The sequence below is a fragment of the Magnetospirillum sulfuroxidans genome (assembly GCF_018224925.1).
Lineage (GTDB): Bacteria > Pseudomonadota > Alphaproteobacteria > Rhodospirillales > Magnetospirillaceae > Magnetospirillum > Magnetospirillum sulfuroxidans.
The window spans coordinates 1-17,515 of sequence record NZ_JAGTUF010000010.1 but is presented as its reverse complement, the minus strand read 5'-3'; the positions used below and the strand labels follow the sequence as shown (position 1 = coordinate 17,515).

The following is a 17,515-nucleotide window of genomic DNA, read 5'->3' as shown; positions in this document are numbered from 1 at the left end:
TTATGTTCATGGTCAGGGTGGAAGCCAACCGCGATAGCCGGTATCAGCCGCTGACGGTGGACACGTCGCAGTATCTGTACGAATTCGCCTCATTCATTGCCCGCACCATCCCCGATGCCGAAGTCCATGCCCATTTGGGCTCGCAACTCGGCGACGAAGTGGTGTTCAGGGGCGAGGATTTGGTCGATGACGGCATTGATCTGTTTTAAATGACGATGGTGGCGGGAATCATGGGAACAATTCAACTCAACACCGGCAACATCTATCCTCCGCTGGAAAGCTTATCCATGCAGGAACGTTTTGACTTCGCCTGCCGCATGGCCCAGGCGCTGCCCGACGTCAAGATCTGCACCGTGGTCGGCGACACACCGGAGGAAACCGTGACCTTGGACGGCCGCGTTCTCCGCCGCAAGGGCGCCCAGGTGTTCTAGGCTGCGGAATGGGTCGCCGGTTGATGGCTCAAGACGTTCTGGGTGAGCGCGGATTTGTTCGCGCGGCTTGGGGGGTGTTGGTCAATCGCGGGGCAGGGGCTGCGCCCAATTACAGTCGCGAGGACGTTTCCTCCTTGAGCGGTGGAGAAACCGGGACGCAATAAAGCTGCGCCTCGGCAAGGCTGCTTGCGGCAAATGTTCTTGCAATGTTTCCTTTGTTTTCGTAAAGATTGCATATCCGTCCCAAAGCCAGGGACAGGATTTCGCAAAATGCAACTTTATGAAGATTTAATGTGAACATAAGCCGCCTTTTCCTCGCATTCGCCCTGGGTCTGCTTTCTCTTCCTTCCGTTCCGACCGCGGCAGAAGAAGAGCGCCTCCCCGGCCCTATTCCCGCTCGGGTCATGCGGGTCATTGACGGCGACACCGTCTTGGTCCGCGCCCGCATCTGGTTGGGCCAGGAGGTGGAGACCCGTGTCCGCCTGCTGGGTATCGATACGCCGGAAAAACGAGGAAAATGTGACAGCGAACGCCAAGCGGCGGAAAAGGCCGAAAGCTTTACCGTCGCGAAACTGACCGATGACGCCATCACCTTGCACGACGTCATCGCCGATAAATTTGGCAAGCGGGTCGTCGCCCGCATCGTTACCGCCCACGGCGAAGACCTGGGGGATTTGCTGCTGAGCAATGGCCTGGCCCGCGCATATGGCGGCCGCACCAAACAGCCCTGGTGCACCGAGACCGCGACGCCTTGAATGTGCCTCATGGCCCCATGCCATATCCCGCGGATCAGAACCGATCATCAGGTCCATTCCGCCGCTTGTTACAGCGCCACACCCTCGGAATGTTCGCTGCCGCTGCGATAACGAAAGGTGCCTTCACCGCTGGCAACCAATTTGCCGCCCTCATCCAGCACATCGGCATGGCAAAAGACGATCCGTGAGCCGCCGGCGGTCTTGCGCGCCACTGCCCGCAAGCGGCCATGCCGGACTTGACCGGTGAAATTGGTGGTCAGCGACAGCGTCACCACCCGGCGAACCCGACCGGGAAACGGGCAATAGGTGGCGGAAAAGCCGCAGGCCGTATCGATCAAGGTGGCGAGAACGCCGCCGTGCAGCACCCCGGCGCGGTTGGTGTGCTTATGCTCGACCATCAGTTCCAACACCGCTTGGCCCTCGGCCCATTCGCTGAGTTCGTAGCCGAGCAATTGCTGGAACCCGGATGGTCCTTCTTCCTTGAGCGTCATTGCTATCCCTTTAGAATTGGCGCAGCAGGCGCTGCAAATAGTCGCGTTCGGCCTGAGGCCGGGTGAGTTCCCCCGCCCTGCGCCGCAATTCGTCAAGAATGGCCCGGGCCTTGCGCATTTCCGTCTGATCCGGCACCCGCGTGGCGCCATCATCGCCGCCGCCCGAACCATTGCCGGCGGGACGGCCCAAGGGGTCACGCGGCAGACCGCCGGGCGTGGTCATGCTGCCGGCGGCCATGGTCTCAAGCGCTTGGCGGATCGCCTGGGACAGATTGTCCAGCGCCTGGGTCTGCGCCGGGACCGCGCCATTCCAATCCCCATGCTGCAAAGCCGTCATCGCCTCGGCCATGGCCTGTTCGGCATCTTCCAGGGTGACCGGCTCCTGGCCTAATCCTTCCCGCAGCTTTTGCCGGAGACTTCCCAGGGATTGCCGGATTTCATCTTGCTGGCGCTGGGCATTGTGGGCCGAGGACGCGCTTTCTTGCGCATTGCGGTGACTTTGTTCGAGCAGGCGCTGCTGGCGCTGGGCCAAATCGCGCAAGCCGCGAATCGCTTGGCTGGCCGCGCTTGACGGCGCTTGCGGTGTCCGAGTTTGCAAGGCGTCGAGGATGCCCGACATCTCGCGCAGCATCTTCTTCAATCCGTCGCGGGCACCGATGGCGGCCATGTCCCGCATGGATTGCAGCATGTCTTGCAATTCCTGCTCGCTGATCGTGGCGCCGCCTTCTGTCGCCTCAGCAGACAGGTCATCGGCAGGTTGCCCCATGCGCTCATCCAAGGCAGCCAGATAACGGTGCAGCGCCGCTTGGAATTGGTCGAGCAAGCGGTTCAGCCCCTCGCCGCTCAGATCATCCTCGATCGCCTGTTCCAGGGCGCGGCGGGCATCTTCCAATCGCTGCTCGGCTGCCGCCAGATCGCCGTCTTCGATGCGCAAGGCCGCATTCCACAACAGGTCTTGCACCTCGGGCAGGGAAAATTCCGCTGACGCCAGGGCGTGACGGGCGGTGCGGAGCGCCAGAAAGGTGAGCGAATCGTCGTTGAACCGCGCCGGCTCCACCGCCAGACGATCCAAAACCCCCATGGCGCCGGGGGCGTTGCGGCGATCTTGGGTAATCTGGCGACGCTGTTCGATCACCGCCTGGGCATTGGGGTTAAGGAAGCTGCGTTCCGGCAGGCTTAGGCTGACCACTTCGCCGGCACCGCGCTGTCCCAGCGCATCCTCGGCCATGGGCTGCATCACCACCGGCAAGCCGGCCCACGGATGCGCGGTCAAATCATGCCAACTGGACGATCCCGCCTGTTTGGGCCGTCCCGCCGGCAAAGGCAGTTCCACCCGCACCGGCGGATCTTGGAACGGCGCGCCGAGACGGCGGATTTCCACCCACAGCCGGCTCAGGCCATGATCATCGGACGCGGCCACGGCCATGTGCAAACGCCCACGTTCCGCCGGTTCGGGGGCCGACGTGAAATCAATGGCCGGGGAGAGATCGGCAACCACCCGCAACGGCCAGGACGCGACATCGCGCCCCAATTGCCGGATAGCCAAGGTTTTGCCGCCCTGGATCTGGCTTTCCACCCGCTGACCGCCGTCATCCGCCACGGTAAAGCCGGTTTTGTGGCCATCCACAACCAGCGACGCCCGGCCCCATCCCCCCGATAGCACCGCCAAGACCGTGCTGCCGCTGGGCACCACCACGTCGTCCGCCGGTTCGTGCTGGCGCAGCAGAAGGGGGGGCAAGCCGGTATAAGCCGGCGGCGTGACCCACACTTCCAGCGTATCCGGCCCCAATCCCGGCAGAATGAGCGCCGGAACCAGCGCCCGCGCCATCCGCCCCGTCCAATCATGGCCTCCCCCGGCCAAAGCCACCGCCAACAGCAGCAACGCCCCGGCCCGCAGACCCAAGGGGTCTTGCGCCGCCATGTTGGAACGCGGCCATGACAGCCGCGCCCTGGCGATTTCCGCCACGGCGCGACGGCGATGGCCTTCCCACAGGCTCTGATCACCGCCCACCGGTTGGTCCAGCAGCACTTGAAACGGACGATGGGTCAAGCCGCCATCGGCTTCCAGCCGCCGCGCCGCACTCAGCCAATCCCCGCCTTTGCTGCGCAGCATAAGCCGCAGCAAAAAAACCAACGCGCCGGCAAAACCCAGCAAGACCAAGCCATGCAGCCAGCCTGGCAGCCGCGGCAACAGATCGAACAAGGCAAGGGCGACGAACAGCGCCGCCATGCTGGCCAGACCGACCACGGCCGGCCACAGGGCTTCCAGGCGCAGCACCAGATAAGCCAACCGCAATCGCCGCCGTGCCCGGTCATCAGGCAAGGCGGCGACAAGAGAGGTTGGCCCGGTCATTATTCCAGCCAGTCGGGAACCGATTCCAGCGCCAACATTTCGTCGAAGCTGGGTCGTGCCCGCACCACTGCGAACGTATCCCCCTTGACCAACACTTCCGGCACCAGCGGCCGCGTGTTGTAGGTTGACGCCATGGCGGCGCCATAGGCGCCGGCGGTGCGAAAGACGATCAGATCATCGGCCCGAAGCGGCGGCAGCGACCGTTGCTTGGCGAAGGTGTCACCGGTTTCGCACACCGGACCGACCACATCGACCAGATGGCGCGGCGCGTCGGCGGCCGGCGCGATTACCGGCTCGATGGTATGATAGGCGTCGTACAAAGCCGGGCGCATCAGATCGTTCATCGCGGCATCGGCAATAATGAAGGTGCGTGTCGCCCCTTCCTTCACATAGACCACCCGCGACACCAAAATGCCGGCATTGCCGACCAGCAGACGGCCGGGTTCCAGCACGATTTTGCAGCCGAGATCGCCCAAATTCTCCTTGATCGCCCGGGCATAGGTTTCGGGGTGCGGCGGCTCTTCGCTTTCGTAAGGGATGCCCAAACCGCCGCCCAAATCCAGACGGCGAATCGTGAAGCCATCGGCGCGCAACAGGGCCACCAGATCGCGCACCCGCAAAAAGGCTTGGCGGAACGGCTCGACCTCGGTCAATTGCGAGCCGATGTGACAGGCGATCCCCACCACCTCGACGCCGGGCAGTGCGCGGGCCTTGGTATAGACCTCGTGCGCGCGGGTCCATTCGATGCCGAACTTGTTTTCCTTTTTGCCGGTGGTGATCTTGGCATGGGTGCCGGCGTCAACGTCCGGATTGACGCGCAAGGCGATCGGCATGCGCACCCCCCGAGCCGAGGCGATCCGCGACAACGCCTCCAATTCCGGCTCGGATTCCACGTTGATCTGCATGATGCCCTTGGCCACCGCCAATTCCAACTCGGCCGTGGTCTTGCCGACACCGGAAAAGACGATGCGGTCGGCCGGCACGCCGGCGGCCAAGGCCCGGCGCAATTCGCCTTCCGACACCACGTCGGCGCCGGCGCCCAAACGGGCGAAGGTGCGGATCACCGCGATGTTGGAATTGGCCTTCAGGGCAAAGCACACCTGGGCATCCAGACCGGCATCGGCCAACGCCTGGGTGAACACGGTATAATGGCGTTCCAAGGTCGCGGTGGAATAGCAATAGAACGGCGTGCCGACGCGGGCGGCGATCTCGGCCACCGGCACTTGCTCGGCCCGCAACTGACCGTCCACGTAATCGAAATGGTTCATGGGTTCTCCGTCTCCGACTTGGGCTTGCCGGCGTTCTTGTCCTCGGGGAAATCGACATTGGGATACTGGCGCGGATAGGTCGCCCCCTCTGGCGGAAGCGGCCGGCTTTTGCGCCCGCACGCGGCCAGCGGCGCCGTCATCATGGCCAGCAACAACATCCTGCGCTTCATCTGATCCCCCTTTGTCACAGCCACCGGCTCCGCGCCGCCGCCACCTGCTGGCGCACGTTGTCCGGCGCGGTGCCGCCAAAGCTGACCCGGCTGGCCACCGACGAATCCACCGCCAGCACCGCCTGGGCCTGTTCGGTGATGCCGGGCTCGATGGCCTGCATTTCCGCCAGCGACAGATCTTGCAGGTCACAGCCCTTGTCCTCGGCCAGTTTGACCAGCGAACCGGCCACATGGTGGGCGCGGCGGAACGGCATCTTCAAGGCGCGCACGCACCAATCGGCAATATCGGTGGCGGTGGTGAAGCCAGCCCCGGCGGCATTGGCCAGCACCTCGGTATTGACGCTCATGTCGGCGATCATGCCGGTCATGGCGGCAATGGCCAGCTCCATGGTGTCGGCCACTTCGAACACCGGTTCCTTGTCGTCCTGCATGTCCTTGGAATAGGCCAGCGGCAACCCCTTCATGACGATCAGCAAGGCGTTCAAATCGCCGATGACCCGGCCGGTCTTGGCCCGGATCAACTCGGCGGCGTCGGGGTTGCGCTTTTGCGGCATGATCGACGAACCGGTGGTGAATGCGTCGGAAAGACGGACAAAGCGGAACTGAGCGCTGGTCCAAATCACCAATTCTTCCGCCAGACGCGACAGATGCACGGCGCAAATGGCGGCGGCGGCCATGAATTCCAGGGCGAAATCGCGATCGGAAACGCCATCGAGGGAATTGTTCATCGGCCGGTCGAAACCCAATTGGGCGGCAGTGTAATGACGGTCAATGGGAAACGAGGTGCCGGCCAAGGCCGCCGAGCCCAACGGGCTTTCGTTCAGCCGGGCCCGCGCATCGGTCAACCGGCCACGGTCGCGGCCGATCATTTCCACATAGGCCATCAAGTGATGGCCCATGGTCACCGGCTGCGCCGCCTGCAAATGGGTGAAGCCGGGCATGACGGTACCGGCATGTTCATCAGCGCGGTCGATCAGCGCCTGTTGCAGGCCCTTTAGGGCGCTTTCCATGCCATCAACGGCATCGCGCACCCACAGACGAAAATCGGTGGCCACCTGATCGTTGCGCGATCGCGCCGTGTGCAGACGGCCGGCGGCCTCGCCGATCAATTCGGCCAGCCGCGATTCCACATTCATGTGGATATCTTCCAGCGCCATGCTAAAGGGGAAGGACCCGGCCTCGATCTCGGCCAGAACCTTATCCAGACCGGTCAAAATGGCGTCGCCATCCGCGGCGGTTAGAATGCCTTGTTTGACCAGCATGCGGCAATGGGCCTTGCTGCCCCGGATGTCTTGGGCGTAAAGACGCTTATCAAAGTCGATGGACGCATTGATCCGCTGCATGATGGCGGCAGGCCCACCGGCGAAACGCCCCCCCCACATGGAAGAGGCCGGGGCGGAAGCGGATTTGGATTGATCGGTCATGGACGTCCTGGAGCGGCAAGAATGAAACAGACGACCCGCACCCGCCGCATGATCCTGGTGGCCGCCTTGCTGATCCTGGCGGCGGCAGCCGGGGTTATCACCGCCATGCTGGGGTCCGGTGGGCGCCTAAGCTACACCGAACCGTTCCCTAACCCAAGCGTCTCGGGCCGGGCTTTGGCGGCGACGTCGCCCGAACACCGTCGCCTTCCCCAGGACTTCGCCTTTACCGACGCCGACGGCGCCGGCCAAAGTCTGAGCGGGCTCAAAGGCCGGGTGGTGCTGGTCAATCTGTGGGCGACCTGGTGCCCGCCCTGCGTCGCCGAAATGCCCGATCTCGACGCCCTGCAGGCGCGCTTGGGCGGCCCCGCTTTTCAGGTGGTGGCGGTCTCGTTGGATCGTGGCGGCAAGGCCATCGTCGAGCGCTGGTTCGACCGGGCCGGTATTCGCAATCTGGCCGTCCACACCGCCAACCCGGCTGACTTCCCCAATGCCTTGCTCCCCACCTCGATCTTGTTGGACAAACAAGGCCGCGTCGCCTGGACCGGATCGGGCATCTATGGCTGGACCGGGGATGAAGCCCTGGCCACCATCACCGCCGTGATGGCGGAATAACCCAGGGCACGGCGTCAGCCCTTGGCCCGATTGGGCGCCCGTGGGGCAATGTCGGCCGGCTTGGCGCGGGTCGGCCCCTTGTGCTGGACGCCGCCGGTCATCATGACATTATCGATCAAGCGCTGGACCGCTTTTCGGAAGTCTTCATCCGCCCCCAAGGCACAGGCCTTGGCGAAATAGCGCCGGCCTTCGCTGAGCTTTCGCCCTCGCTCGACCATATGTTCCTCGGCGGCAAGACGCAGCGCGGCATGCAGCATTTGATTGGTCGCCCGCATGTTGGCGTTGCATTCATGAAAACGGGCGCGTTCCAGCACTCTGCGCTTGAAATCAAACGGCAGGGTTTTGTCCTGACCGCAGCGTTCCTTGAGCCATTTGCCCAATCTCTCGGCCTCGTCCGGCGAGGCTTCGTGCATTTTCGCCAGCTCAAGCTTGCACGTCGTCTTGGCTTGCTCGATCGCCTGAAGCTCGGCTTCACGCCGGCTATCCGACGCCTGATGACAAAATCCGAACATGGGAGCCTCCCCCGAGGATAGTCATTAGCGTCACTATAGCACAATTTCTGTGCGTAATGCAGTATTGGCTGAATCAATATTTATTGCGCTGCAGTATAAAGCAAGAAGCCTTAGGCCGTACACCGATATATCAACGCGCGCACACGTGCATCAGCCATTATTTCCAGCGTATTGATTTAAAATTTTAGGGATCGGCCGTCTTAGCGTCGGCATGCCGACCCTGAAAAGGAGAAGGGCGCCCCAAGGGGCGCCCTGTCCTGTTCGTTCGGAAGAGGAGTCACTCTCAACCATCGACCCTGACTATAACTTCAACCCGGGTGATGTGAAAGCCCTCAGGGGCGTCAGGAACGCGGGTCAGCCCTACCATTTCCGCAGGGATGTCGCACAGCTTGCCCGACTTCTCGTAGAAGAAATGGTGGTGATCCGAGGTGTTGGTGTCGAAATAGGATCGCCCGGCATCGACAACGATTTCCCGCAACAGCCCCACATCGGTGAACTGGTGCAGCGTGTTGTAAACGGTGGCCAGGGAAACCCGGATGTTGCTGCCCAGCGCCTCGGAATGCAATTGCTCGGCCGAGATATGGCGGTCTTCGCCGTCGAACAACAGGCGGGCCAGCGCCAAGCGTTGGCGGGTGGGACGCAGACCAGCCGCACGCAACCGGTCCAGGGCTTGGCTATAAGGGCGAACGGTTACCATGCTCATGTCGCGCGTCGTCCCATTCCCGGGCTTGGGCAACCCCTCCACCTTGGAAGAGTTCTCTGTCGAAGGTATCACAGAGACAATTGAAAAATAAAGGGGATGTCCCCATCCCCCCTTAACCTCGGTCAAATGGGCGACGAAATCGTCGCCCATTTGAAAAAATTATTCGCCGATCGCCATGCGTTCGACCAATTGCCGCACGGTGGGAATGAAACCGTTGGCGTAGAACGGATCGGAAGCGAAGCGATAGGCATTGTGTCCGGCGAACATCAATTCATTTTCCACATCGCCGCCATGACCGATATTTTGCAGCGTCTTCTGAATACAGAAGCTGCGCGGATCGGCCTTTTTGCCAGTGGTGCCGGCTTCGTTCTGCGCCCAGTTGGAAAAGGCGCATTGCGACAGACAGCCCATGCAATCGACCTGATCCTTGCGGATTTCCTCGGCCTTTTCCGCGTCGACGAACACCAGGGTGTTTTCGGGGGTGCGCAAGGCCTCGGTGAAACCGGCGGCGACCCAGGCCAACGCCTGTTCCTTGTCATGCGGCGTCACCCAAACGATGCGCTTGCGGGCACCGATGGGCAGCTCGGCCACATGGTCACCCATGGCTTCCGAGGAAAAAGCGATCTGGCGGTGCGAACGGTCGACCAGCTCAATGATGAAATCGTTTTTCACCGCCGACGAATAAAAACCGGTGGGGCTGAAGCGATGTAACAGCACGTCACCGGGCTCAAGCGTCAGCAAGCGATGCTTCCAGGCGGCGGAAATCGGGCTTTCCTGAGTCAGCAGCGGCCGGGTGCCGAACTGAAAGGCGATGGCCCCCAATTCCGGGTTGCCGATCCAATCCGACCATTCCTTCAGCGCCCAAACGCCGCCGGCCATGAAAATCGGCACCGCATCGGCAACGCCGCATTCGCGCATGGTGGCGCGCAGATCGCGCACACGGGCATAGGGCGGTTCCGGCTTTTCCGGGTTTTCCGAATTGGACAAGCCGTTATGGCCACCGGCCAGCCAGGGATCTTCATAGACGACGCCGCCCAGCAGCTGGCCGTATTTGTTATAGGCGCGCTTCCACAGGGCGCGGAAAGCACGGGCCGAGGAAACGATGGGATAGTAATAGACGCCATACTTGGCGGCGATCTCGGCGACGCGATAGGGCATGCCGGCACCGCAGGTGACGCCGTGAATCAACCCCTTGGCCCCTTGCAGCGCCCCTTCCAAAATTTCCTCGGCGCCGCCCATCTCCCACAGCACATTCATGTGCAGACGGCCATTGCCGCCAGAGATGTCGTGGGCAATGCGGGCCTGGGCGATGGCGCCCTTGATGCCAAAGGCGATCAACTCGCCATGGCGTTCGCTGCGGGTCTTGGTGTGATAGATCATGGGGATGAGATCGCCATTCTCATCGTAATTGTCGGCATTGACGCCGGAGAAGGTGGCAACGCCCCCCGCCGCCGCCCACGCGCCCGAGCTTTCGCCGTTGGAAACATTGATCCCCTTGCCGCCTTCGACCAGCGGCAGGACTTCACGACCGGAAATGACGATGGGGTCTAGCTTGAACAAGGTGACGAAAACTCCCTGGCGAATGACGGTCCCGATTCAGCGGGATCGCGGCGGCCCCTATTTCTAGCCAGCCTTTCCACGTATTTCTACCTTAGACGTGAAAAATTCATGACATCCGAATGTTTGCCCCTAGCAAAAAATCGGGGCGGTCGGAAAATACCGCTGAAACCCCGCGAAACCAAAGCTTTTCCGCCCGCCCCTTGCGATTGACCGTATAGGCTAGAACTTCAAGCCCACTGGCCTTGATTTCCGCCACTCGCGCGGCTGTCAACCATGAGTGGCGGAGGTTGATTGTCGCGCAGCCATAAACATCCGCAAGCCGCCGCCACGCCGGGGGAAGACGTTCCGCCAACAGGCCGCGCGGCCAATGCGGCGCCACCTGCCGCGCCCATTCCAGGGCCTTGCCGGAAAAGCTGGAAACCAAGGGCAGCGGCCGATCCGACGGCCACAGCGCCCCGGCGGCGCTGAGAGCGATGTCGGTCGTTTCCCGTTCCCGCCCGCCATCCGGCTTGATCTCGATGTTCACGGCGAGGTGGCGCTCCAAACACAGCGTCAACACCTCGGCCAGGGTGGGGATGGACTGGCCGCCGCCGGCATCCAATCGCTTTAACTGCGCCAAAGTCAGCGCCGCCACCGGGCCGAAGCCGTCGGTGCAGCGGTCAAGAATGTCGTCATGAAACACCACCGGCACCCGATCGGCCGACAAGCGGACGTCGAATTCGACCATGGCACAGCCCAAATCGGCAGCCAGAGCAAACGACGCCAAGGTGTTCTCGGGCGCCAGACCGGCGGCGCCGCGATGGCCGATGACGGGGGGAAGGGGCGACATCATCTAATACGGCCGAGCAGCATGGACTTTATAGAAATCACCGGCTTGCAGCTTGATGTAGTCATGGGCCTCGGGGCTCATCCAAGCGATGGCCTGAATCATCATGCCGAAGTGCCTCTGCGGCCCTTTGCTGAAGACCGGTTCGTGATGGGCGACGCGATTGCGAAAATCACGAATGGCCATCATGTGCTTACGCAAACCCGCCCGATCCATGTCTGGCGGCAACAAGGGGAAGCTGTGGTGGATACCCTGCCGCCACAACACGCTGTCGTAATCATCGTCCAACATTCGGCACCAAAAGCCGAAAGTGAGATTGGCGACGATTCCATCTATCGTATGCGGTTTGCCGTTGATCTTCTGCGCCGCTTTTCTGACTTGATCGCGCGCACCGACCGGCAACGCCCGCAAAGCCGACGAATTAAACAATAACGGCCAGCAGACTGAAAATCGATTGGACATCACCCTATGCAGGTGATTACGAAAGCCGATTTCGACCATTTGCGATGGCACATACAATGTTTCGCAAAGCTGAGCATTCCAACGATGCAGTCGCAATGCCAAGTTCGCATCCTGCTTCGCTTCGTTCATGTATGATCCGAGCCGCGCCGGCGAGAGATATGCTTTCAACGCCTCTAATGTCGATGGCAACGGCGAGAATGGCAGTGACTCTCTTTGATGGTACACTTTGACAAAACCTACGTTAAATGATACGTTGTGTATCGTGAGCTAGGGAATTGCCCGCCTAATGTGCGGTCCTCCCTAGTCAGTGATGAGAGGCCGGGTCCGCAAGGGCGCCGGCCTCGAATCTTTTATACCTCCACACGACAAAACAAACAACGCACGCACCTTTTTGATGACGGCAGCGCCACCGGCTGACCATCTGCGCGATCAAACAACAGCATTTCGGCCAAACAAAAACGCGGGCCGCTTGCGCGACCCGCGTTTCGTCATTTCAACGCGATGCGAAGACTCAGTCTTCGGAATCGTGCTTCTTGCGATCCTTCGCGCGATCAGCCCGTTCGGCTTCGATCTGGGCGGTGATGTCTTCACCGGTTTCCTGATCGACGCACTTCATCGACAGCTTGACCTTGCCGCGATCATCGAAGCCCAGGACCTTGACCTTGACCGAATCGCCCTGCTTAAGGACATCGGCGGTCTTGGCGACGCGGTCGCGGCTGATTTCCGAGATGTGGACCAGACCGTCACGCGAGCCCAGGAAGTTCACGAAGGCGCCGAAATCGACGACCTTGACCACCTTGCCGGTGTAAACCACGCCCAGTTCCGGTTCGGCGACGATGCCGCGGATCCAGTCGATAGCGCGCTGGCCAGCCTCGGAATCGACCGAAGCCACCTTGATGGTGCCGTCGTCGTCGATGTCGATCTTGGCGCCGGTGTTTTCGCAGATTTCGCGAATGACCTTACCGCCGGTGCCGATGACTTCGCGGATCTTTTCCTTGGGGATATTGAAGGTGACAATGCGCGGGGCATTGCCCGAGACTTCCGAACGAGCGCCTTCCAGACCCTTGGACATTTCGCCCAGGATGTGGATACGACCGTCCTTGGCCTGCCCCAGGGCAATCTTCATGATCTCTTCGGTGATCGAGGTGATCTTGATGTCCATTTGCAGGGCGGTGACGCCATCGGCGGTGCCGGCCACCTTGAAGTCCATGTCGCCCAGGTGATCTTCGTCACCCAGGATATCGGACAGCACGGCAAAGCCGGTATCTTCCTTGATCAGGCCCATGGCGATGCCGGCGACGGGGCGCGGCAACGGCACACCGGCGTCCATCATGGCGAGCGACGAGCCGCAAACGGTGGCCATGGAGGACGAACCGTTGGATTCGGTGATCTCCGACACCACGCGAATGGTGTAGGGGAAAGCTTCCTTGGTCGGCAGGCACGGACGAATGGCGCGCCAGGCCAGCTTGCCATGACCGATTTCGCGACGGCCGGGCGAGCCCATGCGCCCCGCTTCACCCACCGAATAGGGGGGGAAGTTGTAGTGCAGCATGAAGTTTTCGCGGTATTCGCCATCCAGCGCGTCGATGATCTGCTCATCTTGGCCGGTGCCCAGGGTGGCGACCACCAGGGCCTGGGTTTCACCACGGGTGAACACCGCCGAACCATGGGCGCGCGGCAGCACGCCGACCTGGCTTTCGATGGCGCGCACGGTCTTGGTGTCGCGGCCGTCGATGCGGATGCCGGTCTTCAAGATGTTGCCGCGCACGACGTCGGCTTCCATGTGCTTGAAGATCGGGCCGGCGACGGCGATTTCGGCCGCTTCGCTCAGCAAGGCCAAAGCCTTGACCTTGACGGCGGCAACGGCGGCGTAGCGGTCCTGCTTCTTGACGATCTTATAGGCTTCGCCCAGTTCGGCCGGAATGCCGGCTTCGGCGAACTTGCCCTCGACCAATGCGACCTCGGCCGGCGGGGCCGGCACGTCCCAGGGGTCCTTGGCGCAGGATTCGGCCATTTCGATAATGGCGTTGATGACCGCCTGGAACTCGCGATGGCCGTACATGACGGCGCCCAGCATGACGTCCTCGGACAGTTCCTTGGCTTCCGATTCCACCATCAGCACGCCTTCGACGGTGCCGGCGACAACCAGATCGAGCGCCGATTCCTTGACCTGGGCGGTGGTCGGGTTCAGCACGTATTCGCCATTGATGAAGGCGACGCGGGCGGCGGCGATCGGCCCCATGAACGGCAGACCGGAAATGGTCAAAGCGGCCGAGGCGCCAACCATGGCGACGATATCGGGATCATTTTCCAGATCGTGCGACAACACGGTGCAGACCACCTGGGTCTCGTTGCGATAGCCGCCGACGAACAGCGGGCGGATCGGGCGGTCGATCAGGCGGGAAACCAGGGTTTCCTTTTCCGACGGACGGCCTTCGCGCTTGAAGAAACCACCCGGAATCTTACCGGCGGCGAACGCCTTTTCCTGATAGTTCACGGTCAGCGGGAAAAAATCGATGCCGGGCTTGGGGGCCTTGGCGCCGACCACGGTGCACAGCACGGTGGTGTCGCCATAAGTGGCCATGACGGCGCCGTCAGCCTGACGGGCAACCTTGCCGGTTTCCAAAACCAGCTTGCGTCCACCCCACATGATTTCCTTGCGGGTGACTTTGAACATGCTCATACGGTCATTCCTTATTCCATGCGCATCGGGCCGGATTGCCCTGGATGCGGCGTCCGTATCGACCCCCTTGGCCGACGTGACACCCTCGCGTGGTGAGACCGAAGGGCACCGTTAAGTGCCCCCAATGCCCTTTGGCATCACCACGCAAATTTATGTCGGATCAAAGGACACTGAAGCCTCAGTGAAGAACTTTGACCCAAATATAAAAAAATCGACGGGAACCCTGGCCGTCAACAGCGACTGACCAGGGCTCCGGCGCCGATCGAAACAGACCAGATTACTTGCGCAGGCCCAGACGGGCGATCAGCTGCTCGTAACGGCCGACATTCACGCTCTTGACATAGTCGAGCATGCGACGGCGCTGGCCGACCATGATCAACAAACCACGACGCGAGTGGAAGTCCTTCTTATGGGCCTTCATGTGCTCGGTCAGATTGCGAATGCGCTCGGACAGAATGGCAACCTGGACTTCCGGCGAGCCGGAATCGCCCGGCTTGGTGCCGAATTCCTTGATCAGTTCCTGGGTACGCTCAGGCGTAATCGACATCGTCTTCTCCTAATGATGATGGGTGGAGATTGATAACGCGCAACGACCGCACTTCATCGCCGTCACAGCGCGCCAACGCCACCAGCCTGTTTCCGTCCATGGCCCGGACCGTAAGGTCACTGACACTGGCGGGCAGCGCGTCGCGGTCAGCCAATCGACTTATCGACAGGATTTGACCACTGTGGAGGCGCCGAGCCTCCGCCGTCGTCAGGGCCAGCGCCGGGATGTCGTCCAGCGCGGTCTCGATCGGCAGCAGATGAGCCCGAAGGGCGGAAAGGTGCCCGAGCTCGAGAAATTTGTCCAGGGGAATCGCGTTTTCCTGGTTGAACGGCCCACAGGCGGTGCGCCGCAATTGAGCGATATGGCCCACCGTGCCCAAAGCCGCCGACAGGTCGCGGGCGAGGGAGCGGATATAGGTTCCCTTGCCGCAACGAACCTCTAATTCGGCATGATCGGCATCGGCCATCCCCAGCAAGGTCAGGCGGTCGATGCGAACGATGCGGGATTTCAATTCCACCTGTTCGCCGGCACGGGCCAGATCATAGGCGCGCTCTCCCGCCACCTTGATGGCGGAAAAAATCGGCGGAACCTGTTCGATTTCGCCGGTAAAGCGCGGCAGCATGGCAATGATCTGCGCGGCGCTGGGCCGCACATCCGAGGTGGCGATCACCGCGCCTTCGCGGTCATCGGTGGAGCGAGCCTCGCCGAAACAGATGATGCAGCGATAGGTCTTGGCCCCATCCATCACCCATTGCACGGTCTTGGTCGCTTCACCCAGGGCGATGGGTAAAATGCCGCTGGCCAAGGGATCAAGGGTGCCGCCATGACCGACCTTCGCCGCATTCAAGGTGCGGCGCACCGTCGCCACCACCTGGGTCGACCCCATGGCCAATGGCTTGTCGATGGCCAGCCACCCATTGATGGCGATGCCTTTGCGTTTACGGGCCATGGCTGCCTTCTGTGGGATACGGAACCCGGTCTGTAGCGCGGGCGCCGCCGCCGTGCAAGGGAAATGGCCGATTCTTAGGTTGGTCACGCTTTCCCATTGGACTTCACCGCGCTACCATGGCGGGAGTATTTCCCCGAAAGCACCCGTCCGCATGACCGAAATCGCCGCCTCGCCGATCCAACATGCTCCCCGCCGCAAATGGGTATGGTGGAGCCGTTCGGAAAATGCCGAGGGGTGCATTTCACTGTTCGCCTTGGCCGAAATTCCCTTCGCCACTCTGCTCTTCGGCTGGTTGGCGCAGCACAACCCCTGGCCCTGGACCAGTTTGATCGGCCTGATGGCCGCTCCAATCCTGCTGTTGCGCTCGGAGACTTCGGTGGAGATGGGGGTGGAGATGCTGTGGGATTATTGGGAGCGGTTTGAGCAAGAGAAGAGCGTTCTTTCTCTCGGCAAACGTGGTCCCTTGCTGGGGGGCGCCTTGGCTGCTGCTTTGCTCGGCGCGGCAATCGTCCTGGGGTTTGATGCAATCCTTCCCTATCAAACCGCTTGGGAATTCGGATCGGCCTATATCGCGGTGCTAGGCTGGACTGTGCTGATTATAGGAATCTCGATAAGCTTCGCAATTTCTCCTAATTTCGAGACCGTGCTTTTGGGCGGGGTTGCAGCCCTCAGCGTTGGATCTGTTGTCTTCGGCGGACTGACCGGCTCTGTTCTGATGAGTCTCGGATTGATAGTGGCTGTACCGTTGCTGATACTAATGGCTTTCTTGCTGAACGCAAAAAAGAATTTTTCAACGCTATTGCTTCTCGCGCCCAGCATTATTCTGGGGGTCTTTGGGCGTGCTGTCGTCATTCGCCTGCGCTCTAGCTTGACCCATCTGCACGCTGGCCTTGCGGCTCTTCCCGACAATTGGCGGACGACCGTCGTGGTCATGGACCCTATCCATTTACCGGAATTGCTGCCCCGCGCCGGCGATGTCTTAATGACTTTTTCGTTGGTTCATTTCCGGGATTGGCCATGCAAGGGCGAGTGGTCCTTTAAATTCCTCCTTGCCGCAATCATCTACTTATCCGCTTTGGTCTATCGCTGGAACATTAAGGCGAGTTGGTGGTTGTGGGGGCCGGTTGCGCTGATGTTACGGCCGGCAATTTGGGAACGAGACGAGGATATGCGGGTCGAGACGGCCGAATGGGCGCATGCCCCGTCTTGGTATGGATTTGGATTTTTTCTTCTGATTGTCTTGGCCGGATTGGGCTTTCTGAATCTGCCGGAAGCCATTTTCGGTGCGCATAAGGATTTGATTCTCTTGCTGAAAAGCTTGGCGCCGCCGGCTGTCAGTGTGCGCAGCGGGTTGATCGTCGCCTGTATGGCGACGACAATTGCGTTTTTCATGGCTGCGCGCCGTCTTCGCGAACCATATGATTCCGTATTGAAAGAAATCGACGGGCTGAACAAGGCGTCGGCCGGGTCGCTAGTTCAGTTCCGCTCGCGGGCGCGCACGCTCCGCCATTGCCGGCAGATGCTGACGGCGCTGATGATTTTCACCATCTGGAGCTTTGCGCTGAAATTCGCCTTGGAACGCTGGCCCGAGCAAACCGGTCAAGCGGTTTGGGAATGGATTCGGCCTTGGTTATAGCCGGGGGGCTGCCGCCGGGCGGCAGGGGACGAAAAAGATCAACCGTAAAGGCGCTTTAACAGGGTGCGGAAAAAGGCGTGTTCGCGCCCCCTTTCCCCGTCGGTCCGAAGCGTTCAGCGGCGTCGACGAGGGT

General features: G+C 61.3%; 18 protein-coding genes. 5 read left to right on the top strand and 13 right to left on the bottom strand.

The genetic code is table 11. From position 1 onward, the window contains the following. Window positions 1–2 precede the first annotated feature (2 nt). From KEC16_RS11385 to KEC16_RS11375, 3 genes are all read left to right on the top strand, one after another. Window positions 3–209: a hypothetical protein gene (locus KEC16_RS11385; RefSeq protein WP_211548949.1), complete on the top strand. Its 207-nt coding sequence runs from the start codon at window positions 3–5 to the stop codon at window positions 207–209. Between the two features lie 21 nt (window positions 210–230). After that, window positions 231–431: a hypothetical protein gene (locus KEC16_RS11380; protein WP_211548947.1), complete on the top strand. Its 201-nt coding sequence runs from the start codon at window positions 231–233 to the stop codon at window positions 429–431. A 404-nt stretch (window positions 432–835) separates the two neighbouring features. After that, window positions 836–1,186, top strand: coding sequence for a thermonuclease family protein (locus tag KEC16_RS11375; protein WP_211548945.1), 351 nt, complete (start codon window positions 836–838; stop codon window positions 1,184–1,186). A 68-nt stretch (window positions 1,187–1,254) separates the two neighbouring features. On the opposite strand, the gene KEC16_RS11370 is transcribed toward KEC16_RS11375, so the two are convergent. Genes KEC16_RS11370 through argH form a run of 5 tightly spaced genes read right to left on the bottom strand, consistent with a single transcriptional unit; the run spans window position 1,255 to window position 6,892 of the window. Next, window positions 1,255–1,677: a PaaI family thioesterase gene (locus tag KEC16_RS11370; protein WP_211548943.1), complete on the bottom strand. Its 423-nt coding sequence runs from the start codon at window positions 1,675–1,677 to the stop codon at window positions 1,255–1,257. A 10-nt stretch (window positions 1,678–1,687) separates the two neighbouring features. After that, entirely contained in the window at window positions 1,688–4,030 is a 2,343-nt protein-coding gene (locus tag KEC16_RS11365) for a DUF4175 domain-containing protein (RefSeq protein ID WP_211548941.1), read from the bottom strand. After that, the gene (lysA, locus tag KEC16_RS11360) at window positions 4,030–5,298 is read right to left on the bottom strand and encodes a diaminopimelate decarboxylase (RefSeq protein ID WP_211548939.1); all 1,269 of its coding nucleotides are present in this window, start codon (window positions 5,296–5,298) and stop codon (window positions 4,030–4,032) included. The genes KEC16_RS11365 and lysA overlap by 1 nt, the downstream gene beginning before the upstream one ends. Further along, on the bottom strand, window positions 5,295–5,468 hold the full coding sequence (locus KEC16_RS11355) for a hypothetical protein (RefSeq protein WP_211548937.1): 174 nt from the start codon (window positions 5,466–5,468) through the stop codon (window positions 5,295–5,297). The genes lysA and KEC16_RS11355 overlap by 4 nt, the downstream gene beginning before the upstream one ends. A 14-nt stretch (window positions 5,469–5,482) precedes the next feature. Next, window positions 5,483–6,892: an argininosuccinate lyase gene (argH, locus tag KEC16_RS11350; RefSeq protein ID WP_211548935.1), complete on the bottom strand. Its 1,410-nt coding sequence runs from the start codon at window positions 6,890–6,892 to the stop codon at window positions 5,483–5,485. A gap of 21 nt (window positions 6,893–6,913) precedes the next feature. On the opposite strand from argH, the gene KEC16_RS11345 reads away from it, so the two are divergent. After that, window positions 6,914–7,504: a TlpA disulfide reductase family protein gene (locus KEC16_RS11345; protein WP_249209132.1), complete on the top strand. Its 591-nt coding sequence runs from the start codon at window positions 6,914–6,916 to the stop codon at window positions 7,502–7,504. Window positions 7,505–7,518: 14 nt separating this feature from the next. Here KEC16_RS11345 and KEC16_RS11340 read toward each other — a convergent pair whose 3' ends face one another. The 8 genes from KEC16_RS11340 to truB all read right to left on the bottom strand — a co-directional run bounded on the left by KEC16_RS11340 (window position 7,519) and on the right by truB (window position 15,746). After that, window positions 7,519–8,016, bottom strand: coding sequence for a hypothetical protein (locus KEC16_RS11340; RefSeq protein WP_211548933.1), 498 nt, complete (start codon window positions 8,014–8,016; stop codon window positions 7,519–7,521). Window positions 8,017–8,299: 283 nt separating this feature from the next. Beyond that, a complete protein-coding gene (irrA, locus tag KEC16_RS11335) occupies window positions 8,300–8,719 on the bottom strand; it encodes an iron response transcriptional regulator IrrA (RefSeq protein WP_211548931.1) in 420 nt (139 codons plus the stop codon). A 159-nt stretch (window positions 8,720–8,878) separates the two neighbouring features. After that, window positions 8,879–10,279: an NAD(P)H-dependent flavin oxidoreductase gene (locus KEC16_RS11330; RefSeq protein ID WP_211548929.1), complete on the bottom strand. Its 1,401-nt coding sequence runs from the start codon at window positions 10,277–10,279 to the stop codon at window positions 8,879–8,881. Window positions 10,280–10,385: 106 nt separating this feature from the next. Beyond that, entirely contained in the window at window positions 10,386–11,111 is a 726-nt protein-coding gene (locus tag KEC16_RS11325; RefSeq protein WP_211548927.1) for a glycerophosphodiester phosphodiesterase family protein, read from the bottom strand. After that, window positions 11,112–11,696, bottom strand: coding sequence for a hypothetical protein (locus KEC16_RS11320; RefSeq protein WP_211548925.1), 585 nt, complete (start codon window positions 11,694–11,696; stop codon window positions 11,112–11,114). It abuts the gene before it with no gap. 382 nt (window positions 11,697–12,078) lie between these two features. Then, window positions 12,079–14,250, bottom strand: a complete 2,172-nt coding sequence (gene pnp, locus KEC16_RS11315; protein ID WP_211548923.1) for a polyribonucleotide nucleotidyltransferase — start codon at window positions 14,248–14,250, stop codon at window positions 12,079–12,081. A 277-nt stretch (window positions 14,251–14,527) separates the two neighbouring features. Next, window positions 14,528–14,797, bottom strand: a complete 270-nt coding sequence (rpsO, locus tag KEC16_RS11310; protein ID WP_211548921.1) for a 30S ribosomal protein S15 — start codon at window positions 14,795–14,797, stop codon at window positions 14,528–14,530. Then, window positions 14,781–15,746 (bottom strand): tRNA pseudouridine(55) synthase TruB, encoded by a 966-nt coding sequence (gene truB / locus KEC16_RS11305; protein ID WP_211548919.1) that lies wholly within the window; start codon window positions 15,744–15,746, stop codon window positions 14,781–14,783. The genes rpsO and truB overlap by 17 nt, the downstream gene beginning before the upstream one ends. A gap of 151 nt (window positions 15,747–15,897) precedes the next feature. On the opposite strand from truB, the gene KEC16_RS11300 reads away from it, so the two are divergent. Next, window positions 15,898–17,382 (top strand): hypothetical protein, encoded by a 1,485-nt coding sequence (locus tag KEC16_RS11300; protein ID WP_211548917.1) that lies wholly within the window; start codon window positions 15,898–15,900, stop codon window positions 17,380–17,382. The last annotated feature ends 133 nt before the right edge of the window (window positions 17,383–17,515 follow it).